This window comes from Ancylobacter sp. Lp-2 (assembly GCF_020523795.1).
In the GTDB taxonomy this organism is placed as follows: domain Bacteria; phylum Pseudomonadota; class Alphaproteobacteria; order Rhizobiales; family Xanthobacteraceae; genus Ancylobacter.
The window spans coordinates 721,277-739,314 of the sequence record NZ_JAJALI010000002.1 but is presented as its reverse complement, the minus strand read 5'-3'; the positions used below and the strand labels follow the sequence as shown (position 1 = coordinate 739,314).

Sequence of the window (18,038 nt, the reverse complement as noted above, 5' to 3'; positions counted from 1 at the left end):
GTCGCGTGTCAGCCGAGGAAGGTGGCGTCCTGCTGCCGGCGGGTCTGCCACAATAGCGAGCCGGCGGGCTCCTCGACCATGTCGTAGGTGATGGTGGTGCCCTTGGCGATGTCGACGCTGGCGCGGTTGCCGGTGATCAGATGCGCGGCGGCGGCGTTGCCGGGCGCGACCGGCAGAGCGGGCACGATGCGGGCGGAGAGCTGCGGGCTGTGGTCGTTGCCGAACACCTCGCCGGCCTTGATGTCGCGATTGGCGACCTTGATCAGGTCGAAGCGCGGCCGGTAATCGTCCGATCCGGTGTCGAGGCCGAGCAGGCCGGCGACCAGGATGGTGCTGGAGGTCTCGACGCCGCACAGATGGTAGGGCCGGTAGATCACCGCCGCGCTGTTGTCGGCGTTGGCGATCTGCCCCTTGGTGGTCAGCACGTGGTTGGAATAGGCGTTGTCGCAGCGCACGACCAGGAACACGCCGCCGCCGAGGCCGGATTCGACGGGATCGCGCAGGCAGGTGGCTAGGTCGATGACGCCGGCGCCCTCGAAGATGCCGCCATTCTCGCGCTCGCAATAGGCGACCGGGATCTCCGTGATGCGCAGCGGTGCGTGCACCAGCGTGTCCACCGCCGGGGCGAGGCCGGTATAGTTCGCCGCCACGGTGGTTTCGCACAGGTCGTAGGCGCCGGGCTGCGGCAGACGCGAGAGGATCTCGACGCGCTTCTCGATATATTCCGCCGCCTTGCCGGCCGGGATCATGCCGAGATATTTGCGGTCCTCGGGCGCGACCTCGATGGTCTCGACATAGGGGGCGTGGATCTTCTTGTCGGTCTTGATCGTCACCGTGCCGGCGACGTCGTCATAGACGAACTCGCCATCGGTCGCCTTGCCGCCGCTGAGCACGGTGAGGCCGATCGACTTCGCCCATTCGTAGAACTGGATGAGGAGGCCGTGCTGGTCGCCGTCGACCGGCGTGTAGACCACGCCCGCCTCGGTGGCGAGCTTCTTCAGCATCGGCCCGACGGTGACGTCGCAGTCCTTGGTGATCATGGCGACGTGCTTGCCGTTGCCGATCGCCTGCAGCGCGTAGGTGGTGCTGGCCTCCGGCACGCCGGTGCTCTCGCACACGATGTCCACCGCCGGGATGTCGCCCACCAGCGCCGGCTGGTCGGTATAGACCCGCTTGCCGGCGGCGATGGCCGCCTCGGCCTCGGCGGCCGTCGCGCAATAGGCGAGGGTGTCGGGCGCGAAGCCGGCCTTCTCATAGGCGCCGCGCGCGGCTTCCAGCGACAGGTCCGCCACCGCGACGACGGTCATGCGCGGCGTGTAGGGGTCCTGGGTGACGATGGCGGTGCCGTAATTGCCGGCGCCGATCACGCCGACGCGCACCTCGTCCTTCTTGGCGAACTTGGAGTACAGATGATGATAGATCATGGCGACGTCGGCTCTGCTTTAACAATAAGGGCCCATCCGCGCCCAAGGGGCACGGCATATAGTTCAACGCTCGAAACGGATATTGGCGCTACTGCCATCTCCCGTTGGCGAATGCCTGAAAGGCCGTCGCCTGCTCGGTCGCACGCGGCGCCGATGTCTTGTTATTCCGTTCAGTCGTAAGCGAGCTTGACGGGCCTGTAAAATTGCGATCTCTCATGATCCTCCATTCCAAAATGGAATGGCTGACGCAGCGGCGTCGCGGTCGGAACGATGGACGAGAGCACCTGCAAGATCATTCTGGAGCTGCACCGCACCGCCAACATCACAAGGGCGGCGGACCGGCTCGCCATGACCCAGCCGGCGCTCTCCAAGCGGTTGCAGGCGATCGAGCGCGATTACGGCGTGCAGCTGGTGGTGCGCACGCAGAAGGGCGTCGCCTTCACGCCGGAGGGTGAATATCTCGCTCGCGAGGCCGGCAAGGTGCTGGCGCATTTCGGCGAGATCCGCACGCAGCTGATGAGCTTCGGCGATCGCGCCGGCACTATCCGGCTCGGCGTCACCAATTCCATTGCCCGTTACACGCTGCCGCCCTGCCTGAAGCGCTACCAGGCGAGCAGCCCGCATGTGTCCTTCGACATCTCGACCGGCGTCAGCGCCGACATCGTCAAGCTCGTCGAGGACGGGCGCGTGCATGTCGGCTTCATCTATGGCGACTTCGACGGCCATTTCGAGCGCATGCTGATCGGCCAGGAGCAGGCCTGCCTGGTCAATCGCGAGAAGATCGAGCTGGCGGAGCTGCCGGCGACGCCGCAGATCTCCTATCTCAGCGACCCGTTCGCCAAGCGGCTGCTGCATGATTGGTGGCACAGCCATTTCGCCGCGCCGATGCTGGTCGGCATGCGGGCCAATCACGGCGACACCTGCCTGGAGATGATCGCCAACGGCCTCGGCTACGGCATCTTCCTGTCGCCGAAATTCGTCGACCGCTCGAACGAGCTGTATTCGACGCCGCTATACTATGCCGACGGCACGCCTTTCGCCCGCAAGGCGTGGATGATCTGGCGCAGCGAGTTCGCCAAGATCGCGCTGATCCACCGGTTCATCACCTTCGCCACCGACAATCGCGACGTGTTCGATTGCCGGTAGCATCGGCGGGCCGCGGACGGCCCGTCGCCGTCCCGTGGCGCCTTTTCAGGCCGCCGGCATGTCCGGCGCCGGCTTGGCTGTCCGCCGCCGCGCGAAGCGCGCCGCCAGCCCGTCGAGGGCGAGATAGATCACCGGCGTGGTGTAGAGCGTCAGCAACTGGCTGACCGCGAGGCCGCCGACGATGGCGTAGCCGAGCGGCTGGCGCAGTTCCGATCCGGTGCCGTGGCCGATCATCAGCGGCACGCCGGCCAGCAGCGCCGCGAAGGTGGTCATCAGGATCGGCCGGAAGCGCAGCAGGCAGGCCTCGCGGATCGCGTCATGCGCCGACATGCCTTCCCCGCGCTCGCGCTCGATGGCGAAGTCGACGATCATGATGCCGTTCTTCTTCACGATGCCGATCAGCAGGATGATGCCGATCAGCGCGATGACGGTGAAGTCGAAGCCGAACAGCCAGAGCATGATCAGCGCCCCCAGCCCCGCCGAGGGCAGAGTGGAGAGGATGGTGATCGGGTGGACATAGCTCTCATAGAGCACGCCGAGGATCAGGTAGATCACCACCAGCGCCGCCAGCACCAGCGCCGGCTCGCTCGCCAGCGAGGACTGGAAGGCCTGGGCATTGCCCTGGAAAACCCCAGTCAGCGTCGGCGGCTTGCCGATCTCCGTCTCCGCCTTGTGGATCGCCGCCACCGCGTCGCCCAGCGCCACGCCGGGCGCGAGATTGAAGGACAGCGTCACCGAGGGAAACTGCGACTGGTGGTTGATCGACAGGAAGCTCACCGGCTCGCTGGTCCATTTGGCCAGCACCGAGAGCGGCACCTTCGCCCCGGTCGCCGGCGCGGTCAGGTAGATGTCGTCCAGCGCGTGCGGCGAGTTCTGCAACTGCGGCTCCAGCTCGAGGATGACGTGGTAGGAGTTCAGCTGGGTGAAGTACTGCGTCACCTGCCGCTGGCCGAACGCGTCGTAGAGCGTGTTGTCGATGTCGGCCGGGCTGATGCCGAGCCGTGAGGCCTGGTCGCGGTCGACGGCCAGCGTCAGCGTTGCCCCGCCGGTCTGCTGGTCGGAAGCGAGGCTGGTTAGCTGCGGCAGCGTCCGCAGCTTGGCGAGCATCTTCGGCGCCCACTCGTTCAGCTCGGCTATGTCGCCATCCTGTAGCGTGTACTGGAACTGCGTGCGCGACACCCGGCCGCCGACATTGAGGTCCTGCGCCGCCTGTAGGAACAGCGCCGCGCCCTGCACCTTGGCGAGCCTGGCGTTGAGCCGGTCGATGATCTGGAAGGCGGAGGCGCTGCGCTGGTCACGCGGCTTGAGCACGATGAACATCCGGCCATTGTTCACCGTCTGCCCGGCGCCGGCACCGACGCCCATGCCGACATTGAGCACGTCCGGGTCGGCGGCGACGATGCGGCCGAGCTCCAATTGGTGCGTCACCATATCGGCGAAGGACACGTCCTGCGCCGCTTCCGACACGCCGATGATCAGGCCGGTGTCCTGCAGCGGGAAGAAGCCCTTGGGCACCTCGTAGAACAGCACCCCGGTCGCTGCCAGCGCCGCGAAGAACACGCCGAGCGTGGTGCGGCGATGGTCAAGCGCCAGATCGAGCGTGACGCGATAGCCTGCCAGCAGCGCCTCGAAGCCGCGCTCGGACCACAGATAGAGTCGCCCATGCGCCGCCTCCTTGCCCTTGGGCTTCAGGAACAGCGCGCACAGCATCGGCGTCAGCGTCAGCGACACGAAGGCCGAGATGGCGATGGTGATGGTCACCGTCACCGCGAATTCGCGGAACAGCCGCCCGACCAGCCCGCCCATCAGCAGCAGCGGGATGAACACCGCGATCAGCGACAGGCTGATCGACAGGATGGTGAAGCCGATCTCCGCCGAGCCGTCGAGCGCCGCCTGCAAGGGCGTCTTGCCCATCTCCAGATGCCGCTCGATGTTCTCCAGCATGACGATGGCGTCGTCGACCACGAAGCCCACCGCGATGGACAGTCCCATCAGCGACAAATTGTCGAGGCTGTAGCCGAGCGCGTACATCGCCGCGAAGGTGCCGATGATCGCCAGCGGCACGGCGATGGAGGGGATCACCGTCGCCCAGAGGTTGCGCAGGAACACGAAGATCACCGCCACCACCAGCACGATGGTGATCACCAGCGTCTTCTCGACATCGGCCACCGAGGCGCGGATGGTCTCGGTGCGGTCGCTCACGACGGAGAGCGTGATCCCCGCCGGCGCGGTCGCCATCAGCGACGGCAGTTGCGCCTTGATCTCCTCCACCGTGTCGATGACGTTGGCGCCCGGCAGCTTGAACACCGGCAGCAGGATCGCCGGCTCGCCATTGGCCCATGCCGCCAGCTGGTCGTTCTCCGGCGCGTCGACGGCGGTGCCGATGTCGCGCACCCGCACCGGCGCGCCGTCGCGCCAGGCGAGGATGGCGTCGCGCCACGGCGCGGCCGAGGTGATCTGGTCGTTGTCGAACAGCGTGAAGGTGCGCGCCTTGCCCTGCACCGTCCCCTTGGGGTCGTTGACGGTCAGCGAGACGATGGCTTGGCGCAGATCCTCCAGCGACAGGCCGAGATTGGCCACCTTGGCCGGATCGACCTGGATGCGCACCGAGGGCTTCTGCTGGCCGTAGATCGTCACCTGCCCGACGCCGCCGATCTGGCTGATGTGCTGCTCCAGCACGTTCTCGGCGAAGTCGTCCACCTGCGTGATCGGCAGTGTCTTCGAGGTCAGCGCCAGCACCAGGATCGGCGGATCGGCGGGGTTCACCTTGCGATAGGTCGGCGGCGCCGGCAGGTCGGTCGGCAATTGCCCGCCGGCGGCGTTGATCGCCGTCTGCACGTCCTGCGCCGCCGCGTTGATGTCGACGTCGAGATTGAACTGCAGCGTGATCGACGAATTGCCCAGCGTCGAGATCGAGGTCATCTGCGCCAGGCCGGGTATCTCGCCGAACTGCCGCTCCAGCGGCTGCGTCACCGAGGAGGCGATGATTTCCGGGCTGGCGCCGGGCAGCTGCGTCGAGACCGAGAGGGTGGGGAAGTCCACCTCCGGCAGCGGCGCCACCGGCAGGCGCGGAAACGCGACCACGCCGACCATCAGAAGGCCCGCCATCAGCAGCGAGGTGCCGATGGGGTGGCGGATGAACCAGGATGAGAGCGACATGTCTCAGCTCCCGTTGCCGGCCGGCGTCGCCGCCACCAGGGTGCCCGGCGCGAGGCGGTACTGCCCGCGCACCACCACCGTCTGCCCGGCCTCGAGCCCGGTCTCGATCACCGCGATGCCGCGGTCGATCGGCCCGACCGTCACCGGCGCCACCGATACCCGCTTGTCCGCCCCGACGACGAAGACGAACTCGCCGGACGGCCCGCGCTGCACGGCATCGGCGGGCACGGTGACCACGCCCGGCAGCGTCCTCACCCGCACGCCGATTTCGACGAACTGGCCGGGCCACAACGCGTCGTCGGTGTTGGCGAACACCGACTTCACCTGCAGCGTGCCGCTTTGCGGGTCGATCTTGTTGTCGATCAGCTCGACGGTGCCGGTCGCCAGCACCTGGCCGTCGTCGCGAGACGTCGCCTGCGCCTGCGCGCTGCCATCGGCGAGCGCGGCGCGGATCGCCGCGACGTCGGCCTGCGGCAGCGTCGAGATCACCGAGATCGGGTGCAACTGGTTCAGCACCACCAGCCCGCCGGCGTCGCTGGCATGCACGATGTTGCCCTGGTCGACCAGCCGCAGCCCCGCCCGCCCGTCGATCGGCGCGGTGATGTGGGTATAGGACAGCTCGGTCTGCGCGTTGGAGATCGCCGCCTTGTCCTGCGCGATCTGCGCCTCCAACTGCTGCACGGTGCTGCGCTGGGTGTCCACCACCTGCGTGCTGGCGAACTCATCCTTGCCGAGCGCGACGTCACGGTTGAGGATCAGCTGCGCATTGGCGAGCGAGGCCTCGTCCTGCTGCAGCTTCGCCTGCGCGTTCTGCAACGCCGCCTCGAAGGTGCGCGGGTCGATCACCGCGAGCAGATCGCCCTGCCGGATGTCCTGCCCCTCCTTGAACAGCACCTGCTGCAATTGCCCGTCGACGCGCGATTGCACGGTGACGGTGTTGAACGGCTCGACCGTACCGATCCCGGTCAGCACCACCGGCACGTCGCGCCGCGCCGCCGTGCTCACCTCGACCGGCACCGGGGCGGGCGTGGGTGGCGGCCCGGACGGGCGTTCCTCGATTTTCCAGAGTGCGTAGCCGGCGGCCAGCGCCACCAGCAGCAGCGACGAGGAGAGAAATCCCCGGCGGAAACGGGAGACCGGCATGGCCCGGCCCTCCTTGCGGCAGTGAATCCAGCCTCTTCACTGCGCCGGCCCCGCGCCGGTTTCTTTCGCGAACGCCGCCATGCTTTCTGGTCCGCCGGCCCCCGATCGGCTCGCCGCCGGGGCTAGCCATACGTCGGTATGGGAGGGGCAAACTCTTCATATAACCGGCGAAACCCACGTAGAATGGAGCGTTTCCGCCCCATCCCTATTCTCGTGTCGTCGCCGGCAGTTGCCTGGATCGAACGCCCTTCGATCGAGCGCCAACCGCGGCGAACCCCTTCTTTGCACGACAGGAGATCGGCCATGGGCATCGCGAAAACCATTCGCCCCTATCACAGCCCCGCCGGCGGCTGGGGCGCCCTCAAGGCGATGGGGGCCGCCCTCGTCGAGCAGGAGATCCCGATCTCCGGCATGGAACTGTTGTCGCACATGAACCAGCCGGGCGGCTTCGATTGCCCGGGCTGCGGCTGGGCCGACCCCAAGCACACCTCGCCGTTCGAATATTGCGAGAATGGCGGCAAGGCGGTCGCCTGGGAAGCCACCGCCAAGCGCTGCACGCCGGAGTTCTTCGCCGCCCACACGGTTGCCGAACTCGAACGCAAGTCCGATTTCGAGCTGGAGATGGAAGGTCGCCTCACCCATCCGATGCGCTACGATTCCGTCGGCGACAAATATGAGCCGGTGAGCTGGGAAGAGGCCTTCGCCCTGGTCGCCCGCCACCTCAACGCGCTGCCCGATCCGAACATGGCGGAGTTCTACACCTCCGGCCGCGCCTCCAACGAGGCCGCCTTCCTCTACCAGCTGTTCGCCCGCGAGTTCGGCACCAACAATTTCCCCGATTGCTCGAACATGTGCCACGAGGCCACCAGTGTCGGGCTGCCGGAATCGATCGGGGTCGGCAAGGGCACGGTGCTCTTGGAGGATTTCGAGAAGGCCGACTGCATCTTCATCTTCGGCCAGAACCCCGGCACCAATTCGCCGCGCATGATGACCGATTTGCGCAACGCCTCGCGGCGCGGCGCCACCATCATGTCGTTCAACCCGCTGCGCGAACGGGCGCTGGAGCGCTTCCAGGCGCCGCAGAACCCGGTGGAGATGGCGACCCTCACCTCGACGCCGATCTCCTCCCGCCTGTTCCAGGTGAAGGTCGGCGGCGACGTGGCGGCGATCAAGGGCATCATGAAATGCCTGATCGATGCCGACGCGGCGGCCCGGCGCGCCGAGGCCGCCCCGGTGCTCGACTGGGATTTCATCCGCGGCCACACGGTGGGCATCGAGGCGCTGGTCGCCGACCTCGAGGCGACGCCGTGGGACGCCATCATCCGCAAGTCCGGCCTGTCCCAGGCCGACCTCACCGAGGCCGCCAACGCCTATATGAAGGCCGAGCGCACCATCTTCGTCTACGGCATGGGCATCACTCAGCACCGCCACGGCGCGCGCAACGTCCAGCAGCTGACCAATCTCGCGCTGCTCAAGGGCAATATCGGCCGCGAGGGCGCCGGCATGTGCCCGGTGCGCGGCCATTCCAACGTGCAGGGCGACCGCACCGTCGGCATCACCGAGATCCCGACGCCGGAATTCCTCGACCGACTGGAGGCCCGCTTCGGCTTCGCTCCGCCGCGCGCGCACGGCCACAACGTCGTCACCGCGCTGGAATCCATGGTGCGCGGGGAAGCGAAGGTGTTCATCGGGCTAGGCGGTAATTTCGCCGCCGCCATCCCGGATTGGGAGGCGACGCAGGCGGCGATGCGCCGGCTCGACCTCACCGTCCACATCGCCACCAAGCTCAACCGCAGCCATCTCGTGCACGGCAAGGACGCGCTGATCCTGCCCTGCCTCGGCCGCACCGAGGTGGACCTCCAGGCCACCGGGCCGCAATCGGTCACGGTGGAGGATTCCATGTCGATGGTGCACGCCTCGGCGGGCGTGCGGCCGCCGGCCTCGGAACATCTGCGCAGCGAGCCGGCGATCATCGCCGGTATGGCCCGCGCCACACTCGGCGCCGGCTCCAAGGTCGGCTGGGAGAAGCTCGCCGGCGATTACGCGCTGATCCGCGAGGATATCGAGGCGGTGTTCCCGATCTTCGCCGGCTACAATGCCCGCATCAAGGAGCCCGGCGGCTTCCACCTCACCTCGCTGGCGCGTGAGCGCATCTGGGCGACGGCCTCCGGCAAGGCGAATTTCCTCGTCGTCGACGGGCTATGCGAGGACACCAGCATCAAGGACGCCGAGGCGCTGTGGCTCACCTCGCTGCGCAGCCACGACCAGTACAACACCACGCTCTATTCGAACTCCGACCGCTATCGCGGCGTCTACAACCAGCGAGACGTCCTCTTCCTCAATCAAGGCGAGATGGAGAAGCGCGGCCTGAAGGCCGACGACCGCGTCGACATCGTCACCGTGGCGACCGATGGCGTGGAACGTGCCGTACGCGGCTTCCGCGTGGTGCCCTATGCGTTCCCGGATGGCGGCTGCGCCGCCTACTACCCGGAGATGAACCCGCTGGTGCCGCTCTACGCGCACGATCCGCTGAGCTTCACCCCGTCCTACAAGGGCGTGCCGGTGCGGCTGGTGAAGGTCGCCGGGCAGGGAGCGCACTGAGGATGGACGCGGTCGAACTCGCCCGGGCGCAATTCGCCTTCACCATCGGCTTCCACATTCTCTGGCCGACCTTGTCCATCGGCCTCGCCTGGTTCTGCACCCTGCTCAGCTTCCTGTGGTGGCGTACCGGCCGGCCGGTCTATCGCGACCTGATGCGGTTCTGGATCCGCCTGTTCGCCCTCAGCTTCGGCATGGGGGTCATCACCGGCATCGTGCTCAGCTACGAGATCGGCACCAACTGGGCCGGCTTCTCCCGCTCGGTGTCGAACGTGCTCGGCCCGATGTTCATGTACGAGACGCTGACCGCCTTCTTCCTGGAGGCCGGCTTCATCGGCATCATGCTGTTCGGCGAGGGGAGGGTATCGAAGGGCACGCACCTGTTCGCCTGCCTGATGGTGTCGACCGGCGCGCTGTTCAGCGCCACCTGGATCATCGCCGCCAATAGCTGGATGCAGACCCCGGCCGGCGCGGTGGCCGATGCAAACGGCATCTTCCATGTCACCGACTGGTGGCAGGCGATCTTCACCGCCTCCTTCCCCTATCGCCTCGCCCACATGGTCTGCGCCAGCTTCCTCACCGGCGCCTTCGTGGTGGCGGGCGTCTCCGCCTTCCATCTGTGGCGGCGCCAGCATCTCGTCGCCTCGCGCACCGCCTTCTCCATGGCGATGTGGCTGGCGCTGGTGCTCGCCCCCACCCAGATTGCGCTGGGCGACCTGCACGGCCGCAACACGCTGGAGCACCAGCCGGTGAAGCTCGCCGCCATGGAAGGGCTGTGGGACACGACGAAGGGCTCGGCGATGACCGTCATCGCCTGGCCGGACATGGCGGAACAGAAGAACCTCTACGCCCTCGACATCCCGCATCTCGCCAGCCTCTACCTCACCCATAGCTGGGACGGCGAGGTGGCGGGCCTGAAGACGGTGCCGCCTTCCGACCAGCCCAACGTGCCGGTGGTGTTCTTCGCCTTCCGCATCATGGTGGGCATCGGCCTCGCGCTGCTGGCCACCGCCGTCACCGGACTGGTGCTGCGGCTGCGCGGGCGGCTCTTCTATGCCCGCTGGTTCCAGCTCCTCGCCATGGCGACCACCCCGCTTGGTTTCCTCGGCGTGCTCGCCGGCTGGACGGTGACCGAGGCCGGGCGCCAGCCCTGGATCGTCTACGGCCATCTGCGCACCGCCGACGCGGTCGCCCCCGTCACCGCCGGGGCGGTGACCACCAGCCTGATCATCTTCTTCGCCGTCTACAACGTGCTGCTGCTGAGCTTCGTCTGGTTCGCCGGGCGGCTGGCACTGAAGGGGCCGGCCGACACTTCCCCGCCGTCCCACGAGCATCCCGGCCTCGATCGCACCAATGCCGGCCTGTTGGCCGCATCGTCCACCTCACCGGCCTCGCTGTCGTCCTCATCGACGTCGCCCGCCACCCTCGAACAGGCAGGAGCCTGAGATGATCGAGCTCATGCAGAATCCCCATGTGCCGCTGGCCTTCGCCGCCCTCGCAGCGTTCTGCGTCAGCGTCTACGTGCTGGCTGACGGTCTCGACCTCGGGGTAGGCATCCTCTTCCTCGCCGCCCCCCGTGACGACCAGCGCGACCTGATGATGGCCTCGATCGAGCCGGTCTGGGACGCCAACGAGACCTGGCTGGTGATGGGCGGCACACTGCTCATCGCCGCCTTCCCGGCCGGCTACTACGTTCTTCTGCCTGCGTTTTATCTGCCGATCATGTTCATGCTGTTCGCGCTGATCTTCCGCGGCATCGCCTTTGAGTTCCGCCTGCAGGCGACCCGCTTCCGCTTCGTCTGGGACATCGCCTTCGCCGCCGGCTCCATCCTGGCAACCCTTTGCCAGGGCTTGATTCTCGGCGGGCTGATCGGTGGCGTGCCGATGCAGGACGGCATGTTCTCCGGCGGTCCATTCAGCTTCTTCTCCCTGCTCGGCCTCATGTGCGGCGTCGGCCTTCTCGGCGGCTACGCGCTGATCGGCGCCGGCTGGCTGATCTGGAAAACCGACGGCACCACGCAGGTTTTTGCCCGCGAGATCGCCCACGCCGCATTGATCCTCACCGCCGTGATGATGGCGCTGGTCAGCCTGTGGAGCGCGCTGACCGTGCCTGAGGTGGCGGCCCGCTGGTTCGCCCTGCCGAACCTGCTGTTGCTCGCGCCGGTGCCGCTGGCGACGCTCGTCGTGCTCGTCGCCATCTGGCGCGGCATCTGGGAGGGGGCCGAACCGCGCACTTTCCTGCTGTCGTTGGTGGTGTTCGCCCTCGGCCTCGTGGGTCTCGTCGTCAGCCTGTGGCCCTATGTGGTGCCGCGCCACGTGACCGTCTGGGACGGCGCGGCCGACCCGCAAACCCTTGGATTCATTGCCGTAGGGCTTGTCATCATCCTGCCGATCGTCCTCGCTTATCAGGCACATGCCTATTGGGTGTTCCGCGGCAAGGCGGAACGGCATGCCGGCGGATATGGCGGGGATGCCTTGGCGGCGGAGCCGGCCGGTGGACCTCGCTGACCGCGGGGTCGTCGTCGGAGCGAGGCGAGCCAGCGAGGCGAGCAGCCATAATAGGCCTTGAAGGCGTGGCTGAACTGCGACCCGCTGGAAAAGCACAGGCCCAAGCCGATCTCGCCCCGCGTCGCGGACCGGCTTTGCAGATCGCGCTGGGCCTCGCGCAACCTCACTTCGCGTATGGCGCGGGCGACTCTGCCGATCGGCTCGAAGAGGCGATAGAGGCTCGCCCGCGATATGCCGATTCCCTGGGCCTCGTCGAACCGGCCCCGATGACGATGACGGCCGCCCAGCCGAAGCGGTGTCGACGACACGCGACAGGTGGTGTCGCGCATGAGGAAACCGACCGGTGTCGGGTGACGGGAACCAGGACGATTCTCCTGCTGTTCTCTTGTCGTGTCGCCGGTCTTGGCCGCGTCTCTCTCGCGCGGCAGCGATCGGCCTGTTCATCACCGGAGCTCCCCCCATGACACTCACGGTCATTCAGCACGTCCTCACCCGGTTGCAGGAGATAGGCATCTCCGACGTCTTCGGCGTGCCCGGCGACTTCGCCTTTCCGGTCAACGACGCGATTTGCCGGCAGGCGGGGATGCGCTGGGTCGGTTGCGCGAACGAGCTCAACGCGGCCTATGCCGCCGATGGCTATGCCCGCATCAAGGGCGTGGCGGCGCTCAGCACCACCTATGGCGTCGGCGAGCTCAGCGCGCTGGCCGGCGTGGCGGGGGCCTATGCCGAGCACCTGCCGATCTTTCATCTGGTCGGCACGCCGCGCATGGCGGTGCAGCGGGCCCGTGCCATCGTCCATCACACATTGGGCACCGGCGAATATGATCTGTTTCGCCGGATGAGCGAGCCGGTGGTGTGTGCCCATGCGGTGATGACGCCGCAGAATGTCGCCTATGAGACCGAGCGGCTGATCGCCGAGGCGCTCTATCATTTGCGGCCGGTCTACATGGCGTTCCCCGCCGACCTCGCCAACCAGCCAGTGGTGAGCCGCGCGGCGCCGATCCCGGCGCCGCAGAGCGACCCCGCCCAGCTGGCCGCCGCCACGAAGGCGGTGGCGGCCGCGCTGGAGCAGGCGCAGACCGCCTGCCTGCTGCCGGGGCTGCTGGTCGCCCGTCGCGGGTTGGGCGACAGGTTGCAGCGGCTGGTCGATGCCTCGGGCCTGCCCTTCGCCACCATGTTCCACGACAAGACCGTGCTCGACGAACAGCAGCCGGCCTATGCCGGCATGTATGACGGTGCGCTGATGAACCGCGAGGTGCAGGCCTTCGTCGAGGGTCGCGACCGCATCGTCACCGTCGGCACGCTGATGACCGATTTCAACACCGGCTCCTTCACCGCCAATCTCGATCCGAAGCGCACCATCGTGATCGACCACCACAGCGTCAGCGTCGATGGCCGCACCTATTCCAGCGTCGAGCTGGGCGACGTCATCGAGGCGCTGACACGGGTGCTGCCGATGCGCGACTGGCCGCGTCTCACCGCCGGCTCGCTCGGGCCGATGGAGGGCACCGGCGACGATCCGATTACCGCCGAGGCGCTCTATCCGCGCTGGGCGGCGTTCATCCGCCCCGGTGACATCGTGGTGGCGGAGACCGGTACCGCCTCGATGGGGCTCGGCTTCGCCCGCATGCCGTCGGGCGCCAATTTCTACAACCAGACGCTCTGGGGGGCGATCGGCTGGGCGACGCCGGCGGCGGTCGGCACGGCACTGGCCGATCCGTCGCGCCGCACCGTGCTGATCACCGGCGAGGGCTCGCACCAGCTCACCGTGCAGGAACTGGGGCTGTTCGGGCAGCTGGACCTGAAGCCCGTCGTCTTCGTGCTGAACAATGACGGTTATCTGATCGAGCGGCTGCTCTGCAAGGATCCGGAGATCAGCTACAACGACATCGCGCCCTGGCGGTACACCGAGTTGCCGCATGCCTTCGGCTGCGAGGGCTGGATGGTCGCTCGCGTCACGACCTGCGCCGCGTTCGATGCCGCGCTTCAGGCCGCCGGCGAGGCGAATTCCGGCGTCTATGTCGAGGTCGTCACGGGGCGTTACGAGGCGTCGCCGCTGTCGCTGAAGCTCAGCGAGAAGATGAAGCAGGCGGCGGCGGAGGGATGAGGCGGCCGACTCGGCGGAGCGTCGCCGAGCCTATCCTTTGGTACGGTCCGCCGGTCCATTGTGTCGAAAGCCCTGCCAGTACCGTTGTGTGCCTGGCGTCGATGTGGCTATCGCATGGGTGGTATCTATGTGCCCATCGCCACCCGGGGTTCCCATGGCCAGAAAGTCGCTGACGCATCATCCCCTTGACGCGATCGATCGCAAGATCCTGTCCATCCTGCAGGTCGAGGGCCGTATCACCAACAACGAGCTGGCCCAGCGGGTGGGGCTGCCTCCCACCTCGATGAGCGACCGGATCCGGCGGCTGGTCGCGAACGGCTACGTCACCGGGTTCTCCGCCCGGCTGGAGCCTCGCCTGCTGGGCTTCGACCTCTTGGTCTTCGTCGAGGTGCTGCTCGACAAGACGACGACGGACGTGTTCGCGAAATTCGCGCGAGAGGTGCGGGCCGCCCCCGAGGTGCTGGAGTGCCACATGGTGGCCGGCGGGTTCGACTACCTGATCAAGACCCGCCAGCGCAGCATGGAGGAGTTTCGCCGCTTCCTCGGCGAGGTCATGCTGTCCTGGACCGGGGTGCAGGAAACCCGCACCTATGTGGTGATGGAAGAGATCAAGACCGACAACGTGCTGCAGATCCTGCCCTGACCGTGTGCCCGCCGAGGCCGGTCGCTTCAGGCCGCCTCGATCTCGCCGCCGAGATAGAGCTGCCGCATCGCCGGATCCTTCAGCAGGTCCTTGGCCGGCGCGGTCAGCGCCACCTTGCCGAGCGCGAGCACATAGGCGCGGTCGGCGACGCCGAGCGCCTCGAAGGCATTCTGCTCGACCATCAGGATGCAGAGGTCGTGCTTGTCGCGCACCTCGGCGATGGCGTCGAACACCTCGTGCATCATCAGCGGCGACAGGCCGGCTGACGGCTCGTCGAGCAGCAGGATCTGCGGGCGCGGCATCAGAGCGCGCACCAGCGACAGTACCTGCCGCTCGCCGCCCGATAGCGCCGAGGCCTTGCGGTTGAGCTTGCCGGCCAGCGCGGGATAGGCCGCGAGCAGTTCCTCGAAGCGCGCGGTGCGTTCCGCGCGCGGCAGCAGCGCCGCGCCGAGGCGGAGATTTTCCGCGACCGTCAGGGTGCCGAACACATTGTCGGTCTGCGGCACATAGCCGACCCGGTTGTGCCGCACCTTCCGCTGGATGGGGATATGACCGGCGTCCATGCCATCGATCAGCACCTGCCCCGCACGCGGGATGACGTAGCCGGCAATGGTCTTGAGCAGTGTCGATTTCCCGCAGCCATTCGGCCCGAGGATGGTGACGATCTCGCGGGCATGGGCGTTGAGGCTGACGCCGTGCAGGATGTCGGCGCCGTCGCCATAGCCGGCCCGCAGCTCCTTCGCTTCGATCATGAGGCAAGCTTTCCCTTCTCCACCGCCTTGCCGAGATAGGCTTCGACCACGCGGGGATTGTCTTCCAGGCTCGCGGGCGCGCAATCGGCGATGATCTCGCCGCGGTCGAGCACCACGCAGCGATGGCACAGGTCGCGGATGAACAGCATGTCGTGCTCGACGACCAGCATCGCGACGCCCTCGGCATTGTAGCGACGTAGGATGCGCACCATCTCGGCGCGCAGATTGGGGTGCACGCCGGCCGTCGGCTCGTCGAGGCACAGGATCCTCGGCCGGCAGCGCAGGGCGACCGCCACCGACAGCAGCTTCTTCTGGCCGCCGGACAGCGACGACGCCGGCAGGCCGGCGACAGGACCGAGGTTGAAGGCGGCGATCAGTTCGTCGACCTCGTTGTCGAAGCGCAAGGGTCGGGTGGCACTCGCAAGGGTGGCGGTCGTCGCGTCCCCGGCCTGCACCACCTCGCGCACCGTCATACGGCGGGGCATCGACGGCAGCTGGAAGGTGCGCACGAGGCCGGCAGCGGTGACGTTTTCCGGTCCGGCATTGACGATCGGCCGGCCGTTGAGGCCGATGGAGCCGCCATTGGCGGCGAGAAAACCGGAGACGATGTTGAGAACCGTGCTCTTGCCCGAGCCGTTCGGCCCGAGCAGGCCGAGGATCTCGCCCCGGCGGAGATCGAAGCTGACGTCGCCCAGCACCTGATGCGCGCCGAAATGGCGCGACAGGTTGCGGACCTCCAGCAGGGTTTCGGCGGTTCCGCTCATTTGCCGGCTCCCACGCGCTCGGGCAGCAGGCCCTGGGGTTTCAGCAGCAGGAAAAGCAGGATGCCGCCGCCGACGAGGATCAGCCGCGCCGCCGCGACGAAATCGGTCGGCAATCCCAGCAAATCCTTCGCGAAGGGCACGAAGGCCATGGCGAACTGCATCAGCACCGCGCCGACCACCACGCCGCGATTATTGGCGATGCCGCCGACGATGACCATCGACCAGATGAGGAAGGTATCGGCCGAGACCAGCTGATCGGGGCCGACGAAGGTCAGGTAGTGGGCGTAGAGCACCCCCGCCACCGCGGCGATCGCCGCCGAGATCAGCATCACCCGCGCCCGTATGCCGTTGATGTCATGGCCGAGGGCGCGGGCCAGTTGCGGCTCCTCGCGCATCAGCTTCATCGCGAGGCCGAAGCGGCTGCGCACGAGTTTCTCGCACAGCAGGTAGGTGGCGAAGAGCGCGAGCGCGAACAGCCCGAGGCGAGCGAGCCCGTCCCAGGGGCGCAGGTCGCCGAACAGCAGGGTGAGGCCGGAAATGCCCTGGGCGCCGCCGGTCCAGCTTTCGTTCATCACGGTGATGCGGATCACCTCGGCGATCGACAGCGTGGCGATGCCCCAATAGTCGGACGACAGCCGCCGTCCGAGGCGGGCGAAGAACAGGCCGAGCAGCCCGGCCATGACCAGCGCCGCGGCGAGCCCGGCGATCAGCGGCCAGCCCATCACATGGGCCAGGGCCGCGCCGTAGATGCCGCAGCCGAACAGCGCGATCAGGCCGAAATTCACCAGCCCGGTGAAGCCCATCTGCAGATTGAGGCTGAGGGCGAGCATGCCGTAGATGCAGGCGATGGAGGCGACGTGGATCAGGAAGTCAGACACGCGTCACCTCGGAAACGAACAGGCCGCGCGGTCGGAACAGCAGGAACAGCACGAGGATGGCGAAGGAGGCGACCGGGGCGTAGCTCGCCGGCAGGAACCACACCGCCTCGCCCATGAGCGGGCCGAGATTGGTGTTGGTGATCACCGTTTCGGCAAGGGCGATGACGATGGCGCCGACGATGGCGCTGAGTGCATTGCCGAGGCCGCCAAGGATGGCGGCGGCAAAGACCGGCAGCAGCAAATTGGTGCCCATGTCGATGCTCACCGAGCCGCGCAGCGCCAGCGTGATGCCGCCGATGGCCGCCATCATGCCGGACAGGAAGACGACAATGTTGGTGACGCGCCGGGTCTCGATCCCGGTCGCGGCGGCAAGCGGCGCGTTGGTGGCGACCGCGCGCATCTCGGCGCCGAGCCGGGTGCGCAGCAGCAGCAGCGCGAACAGCGCCAGCACCACGACGGACAACCCCAGCGTCCAGAGCTGCCATGTCGTCAGCCGCACGCCCATGAGACGGATCGGCGCCAGCACCGGAAGTTGCAAGCGGTAGGCGGTCGGGCCGTAAACCAGCAGGAACACAGCCGAGAGGATCATGGACAGGGCCAGTGAGCCGATCAGCGCGATCGAGGATTCGACCTTCAGCAGGCGTTCGAAGATCGCGAGATTGAACAGCACGGCCAGCGCGCCGACGGCCAGCGTCGACAGGGCCGCCGCCGCGACGAGGCCAAGTCCCGCCGATTGCAGCGAGATCGCGAGGAAGGCGCCGACCACCGCATATTGGACGAGGGCGACATTGGGGAAGCGGATCAGCGAATAGACCGCGCTGAGCGCTACGGCGATCAAGGCGAGATCGGCTGCCCTGAGCAGGGCATCGGAGAAGAACTGAAACATGGGGTATCCGTGGCAAGCGGCGCCGGCAGT

At 67.4% G+C, this 18,038-nt stretch carries 14 protein-coding genes; 6 read left to right on the top strand and 8 right to left on the bottom strand.

Annotated elements, in window-relative coordinates; genetic code table 11:
- Positions 1–8: 8 nt before the first annotated feature.
- Positions 9–1,424 (bottom strand): NAD(P)H-dependent oxidoreductase, encoded by a 1,416-nt coding sequence (locus LGR54_RS08030; protein WP_230361412.1) that lies wholly within the window; start codon positions 1,422–1,424, stop codon positions 9–11.
- 270 nt (positions 1,425–1,694) lie between these two features.
- Here LGR54_RS08030 and LGR54_RS08025 point away from each other — a divergent pair, with 270 nt between their 5' ends.
- Positions 1,695–2,570 carry a LysR family transcriptional regulator gene (locus tag LGR54_RS08025; RefSeq protein WP_230361411.1) on the top strand — a complete coding sequence of 292 codons (876 nt, stop codon included), beginning with the start codon at positions 1,695–1,697 and terminating at the stop codon, positions 2,568–2,570.
- A 45-nt stretch (positions 2,571–2,615) separates the two neighbouring features.
- Here LGR54_RS08025 and LGR54_RS08020 read toward each other — a convergent pair whose 3' ends face one another.
- The gene (locus LGR54_RS08020) at positions 2,616–5,729 is read right to left on the bottom strand and encodes an efflux RND transporter permease subunit (protein WP_230361410.1); all 3,114 of its coding nucleotides are present in this window, start codon (positions 5,727–5,729) and stop codon (positions 2,616–2,618) included.
- Positions 5,730–5,732: 3 nt separating this feature from the next.
- A complete protein-coding gene (locus LGR54_RS08015; RefSeq protein WP_230361409.1) occupies positions 5,733–6,872 on the bottom strand; it encodes an efflux RND transporter periplasmic adaptor subunit in 1,140 nt (379 codons plus the stop codon).
- A gap of 303 nt (positions 6,873–7,175) precedes the next feature.
- On the opposite strand from LGR54_RS08015, the gene LGR54_RS08010 reads away from it, so the two are divergent.
- The 3 genes from LGR54_RS08010 to cydB are packed head-to-tail and all read left to right on the top strand — an operon-like array spanning position 7,176 to position 11,978.
- Positions 7,176–9,473 (top strand): FdhF/YdeP family oxidoreductase, encoded by a 2,298-nt coding sequence (locus tag LGR54_RS08010; RefSeq protein WP_230361408.1) that lies wholly within the window; start codon positions 7,176–7,178, stop codon positions 9,471–9,473.
- Between the two features lie 2 nt (positions 9,474–9,475).
- Entirely contained in the window at positions 9,476–10,915 is a 1,440-nt protein-coding gene (locus tag LGR54_RS08005; RefSeq protein ID WP_230361407.1) for a cytochrome ubiquinol oxidase subunit I, read from the top strand.
- A gap of 1 nt (position 10,916) precedes the next feature.
- Positions 10,917–11,978: a cytochrome d ubiquinol oxidase subunit II gene (cydB, locus tag LGR54_RS08000; RefSeq protein WP_230361406.1), complete on the top strand. Its 1,062-nt coding sequence runs from the start codon at positions 10,917–10,919 to the stop codon at positions 11,976–11,978.
- Here the strand turns inward: cydB and LGR54_RS26000 are convergent.
- Entirely contained in the window at positions 11,888–12,307 is a 420-nt protein-coding gene (locus tag LGR54_RS26000; protein ID WP_370638158.1) for a helix-turn-helix domain-containing protein, read from the bottom strand. The two genes, cydB and LGR54_RS26000, sit on opposite strands and share 91 nt — an antisense overlap.
- Positions 12,308–12,438: 131 nt before the next feature.
- Here LGR54_RS26000 and LGR54_RS07995 point away from each other — a divergent pair, with 131 nt between their 5' ends.
- The gene (locus tag LGR54_RS07995) at positions 12,439–14,085 is read left to right on the top strand and encodes an alpha-keto acid decarboxylase family protein (RefSeq protein ID WP_230361405.1); all 1,647 of its coding nucleotides are present in this window, start codon (positions 12,439–12,441) and stop codon (positions 14,083–14,085) included.
- Between the two features lie 154 nt (positions 14,086–14,239).
- Positions 14,240–14,728 carry an Lrp/AsnC ligand binding domain-containing protein gene (locus LGR54_RS07990; RefSeq protein ID WP_230361404.1) on the top strand — a complete coding sequence of 163 codons (489 nt, stop codon included), beginning with the start codon at positions 14,240–14,242 and terminating at the stop codon, positions 14,726–14,728.
- A 26-nt stretch (positions 14,729–14,754) separates the two neighbouring features.
- Here the strand turns inward: LGR54_RS07990 and LGR54_RS07985 are convergent, their stop codons facing one another.
- From LGR54_RS07985 to LGR54_RS07970, 4 genes are read right to left on the bottom strand one after another with little or no spacing between them, the layout of a single operon-like run.
- Positions 14,755–15,480, bottom strand: a complete 726-nt coding sequence (locus LGR54_RS07985) for an ABC transporter ATP-binding protein (RefSeq protein ID WP_230361403.1) — start codon at positions 15,478–15,480, stop codon at positions 14,755–14,757.
- Positions 15,477–16,244: an ABC transporter ATP-binding protein gene (locus LGR54_RS07980; RefSeq protein WP_230361402.1), complete on the bottom strand. Its 768-nt coding sequence runs from the start codon at positions 16,242–16,244 to the stop codon at positions 15,477–15,479. The genes LGR54_RS07985 and LGR54_RS07980 overlap by 4 nt, the downstream gene beginning before the upstream one ends.
- Positions 16,241–17,122 carry a branched-chain amino acid ABC transporter permease gene (locus LGR54_RS07975; protein WP_230361401.1) on the bottom strand — a complete coding sequence of 294 codons (882 nt, stop codon included), beginning with the start codon at positions 17,120–17,122 and terminating at the stop codon, positions 16,241–16,243. Before LGR54_RS07975 ends, LGR54_RS07980 begins: the two co-directional genes overlap by 4 nt.
- Entirely contained in the window at positions 17,115–18,008 is an 894-nt protein-coding gene (locus LGR54_RS07970) for a branched-chain amino acid ABC transporter permease (RefSeq protein WP_230361400.1), read from the bottom strand. Before LGR54_RS07970 ends, LGR54_RS07975 begins: the two co-directional genes overlap by 8 nt.
- Positions 18,009–18,038 lie beyond the last annotated feature (30 nt).

Excerpts from the sequence above, each read along its gene's own strand:
- LGR54_RS07970 (WP_230361400.1), bottom strand. The coding sequence starts at position 18,008 with ATGTTTCAGTTCTTCTCCGATGCCCTGCTCAGGGCAGCCGATCTCGCC.
- LGR54_RS08010 (WP_230361408.1), top strand. The coding sequence starts at position 7,176 with ATGGGCATCGCGAAAACCATTCGCCCCTATCACAGCCCCGCCGGCGGC.
- LGR54_RS07995 (WP_230361405.1), top strand. The coding sequence starts at position 12,439 with ATGACACTCACGGTCATTCAGCACGTCCTCACCCGGTTGCAGGAGATA.
- LGR54_RS07990 (WP_230361404.1), top strand. The coding sequence starts at position 14,240 with ATGGCCAGAAAGTCGCTGACGCATCATCCCCTTGACGCGATCGATCGC.
- LGR54_RS08030 (WP_230361412.1), bottom strand. The coding sequence starts at position 1,424 with ATGATCTATCATCATCTGTACTCCAAGTTCGCCAAGAAGGACGAGGTG.
- LGR54_RS08020 (WP_230361410.1), bottom strand. The coding sequence starts at position 5,729 with ATGTCGCTCTCATCCTGGTTCATCCGCCACCCCATCGGCACCTCGCTG.
- LGR54_RS07980 (WP_230361402.1), bottom strand. The coding sequence starts at position 16,244 with ATGAGCGGAACCGCCGAAACCCTGCTGGAGGTCCGCAACCTGTCGCGC.
- cydB (WP_230361406.1), top strand. The coding sequence starts at position 10,917 with ATGATCGAGCTCATGCAGAATCCCCATGTGCCGCTGGCCTTCGCCGCC.
- LGR54_RS08005 (WP_230361407.1), top strand. The coding sequence starts at position 9,476 with ATGGACGCGGTCGAACTCGCCCGGGCGCAATTCGCCTTCACCATCGGC.
- LGR54_RS07985 (WP_230361403.1), bottom strand. The coding sequence starts at position 15,480 with ATGATCGAAGCGAAGGAGCTGCGGGCCGGCTATGGCGACGGCGCCGAC.
- LGR54_RS08025 (WP_230361411.1), top strand. The coding sequence starts at position 1,695 with ATGGACGAGAGCACCTGCAAGATCATTCTGGAGCTGCACCGCACCGCC.
- LGR54_RS08015 (WP_230361409.1), bottom strand. The coding sequence starts at position 6,872 with ATGCCGGTCTCCCGTTTCCGCCGGGGATTTCTCTCCTCGTCGCTGCTG.
- LGR54_RS26000 (WP_370638158.1), bottom strand. The coding sequence starts at position 12,307 with ATGCGCGACACCACCTGTCGCGTGTCGTCGACACCGCTTCGGCTGGGC.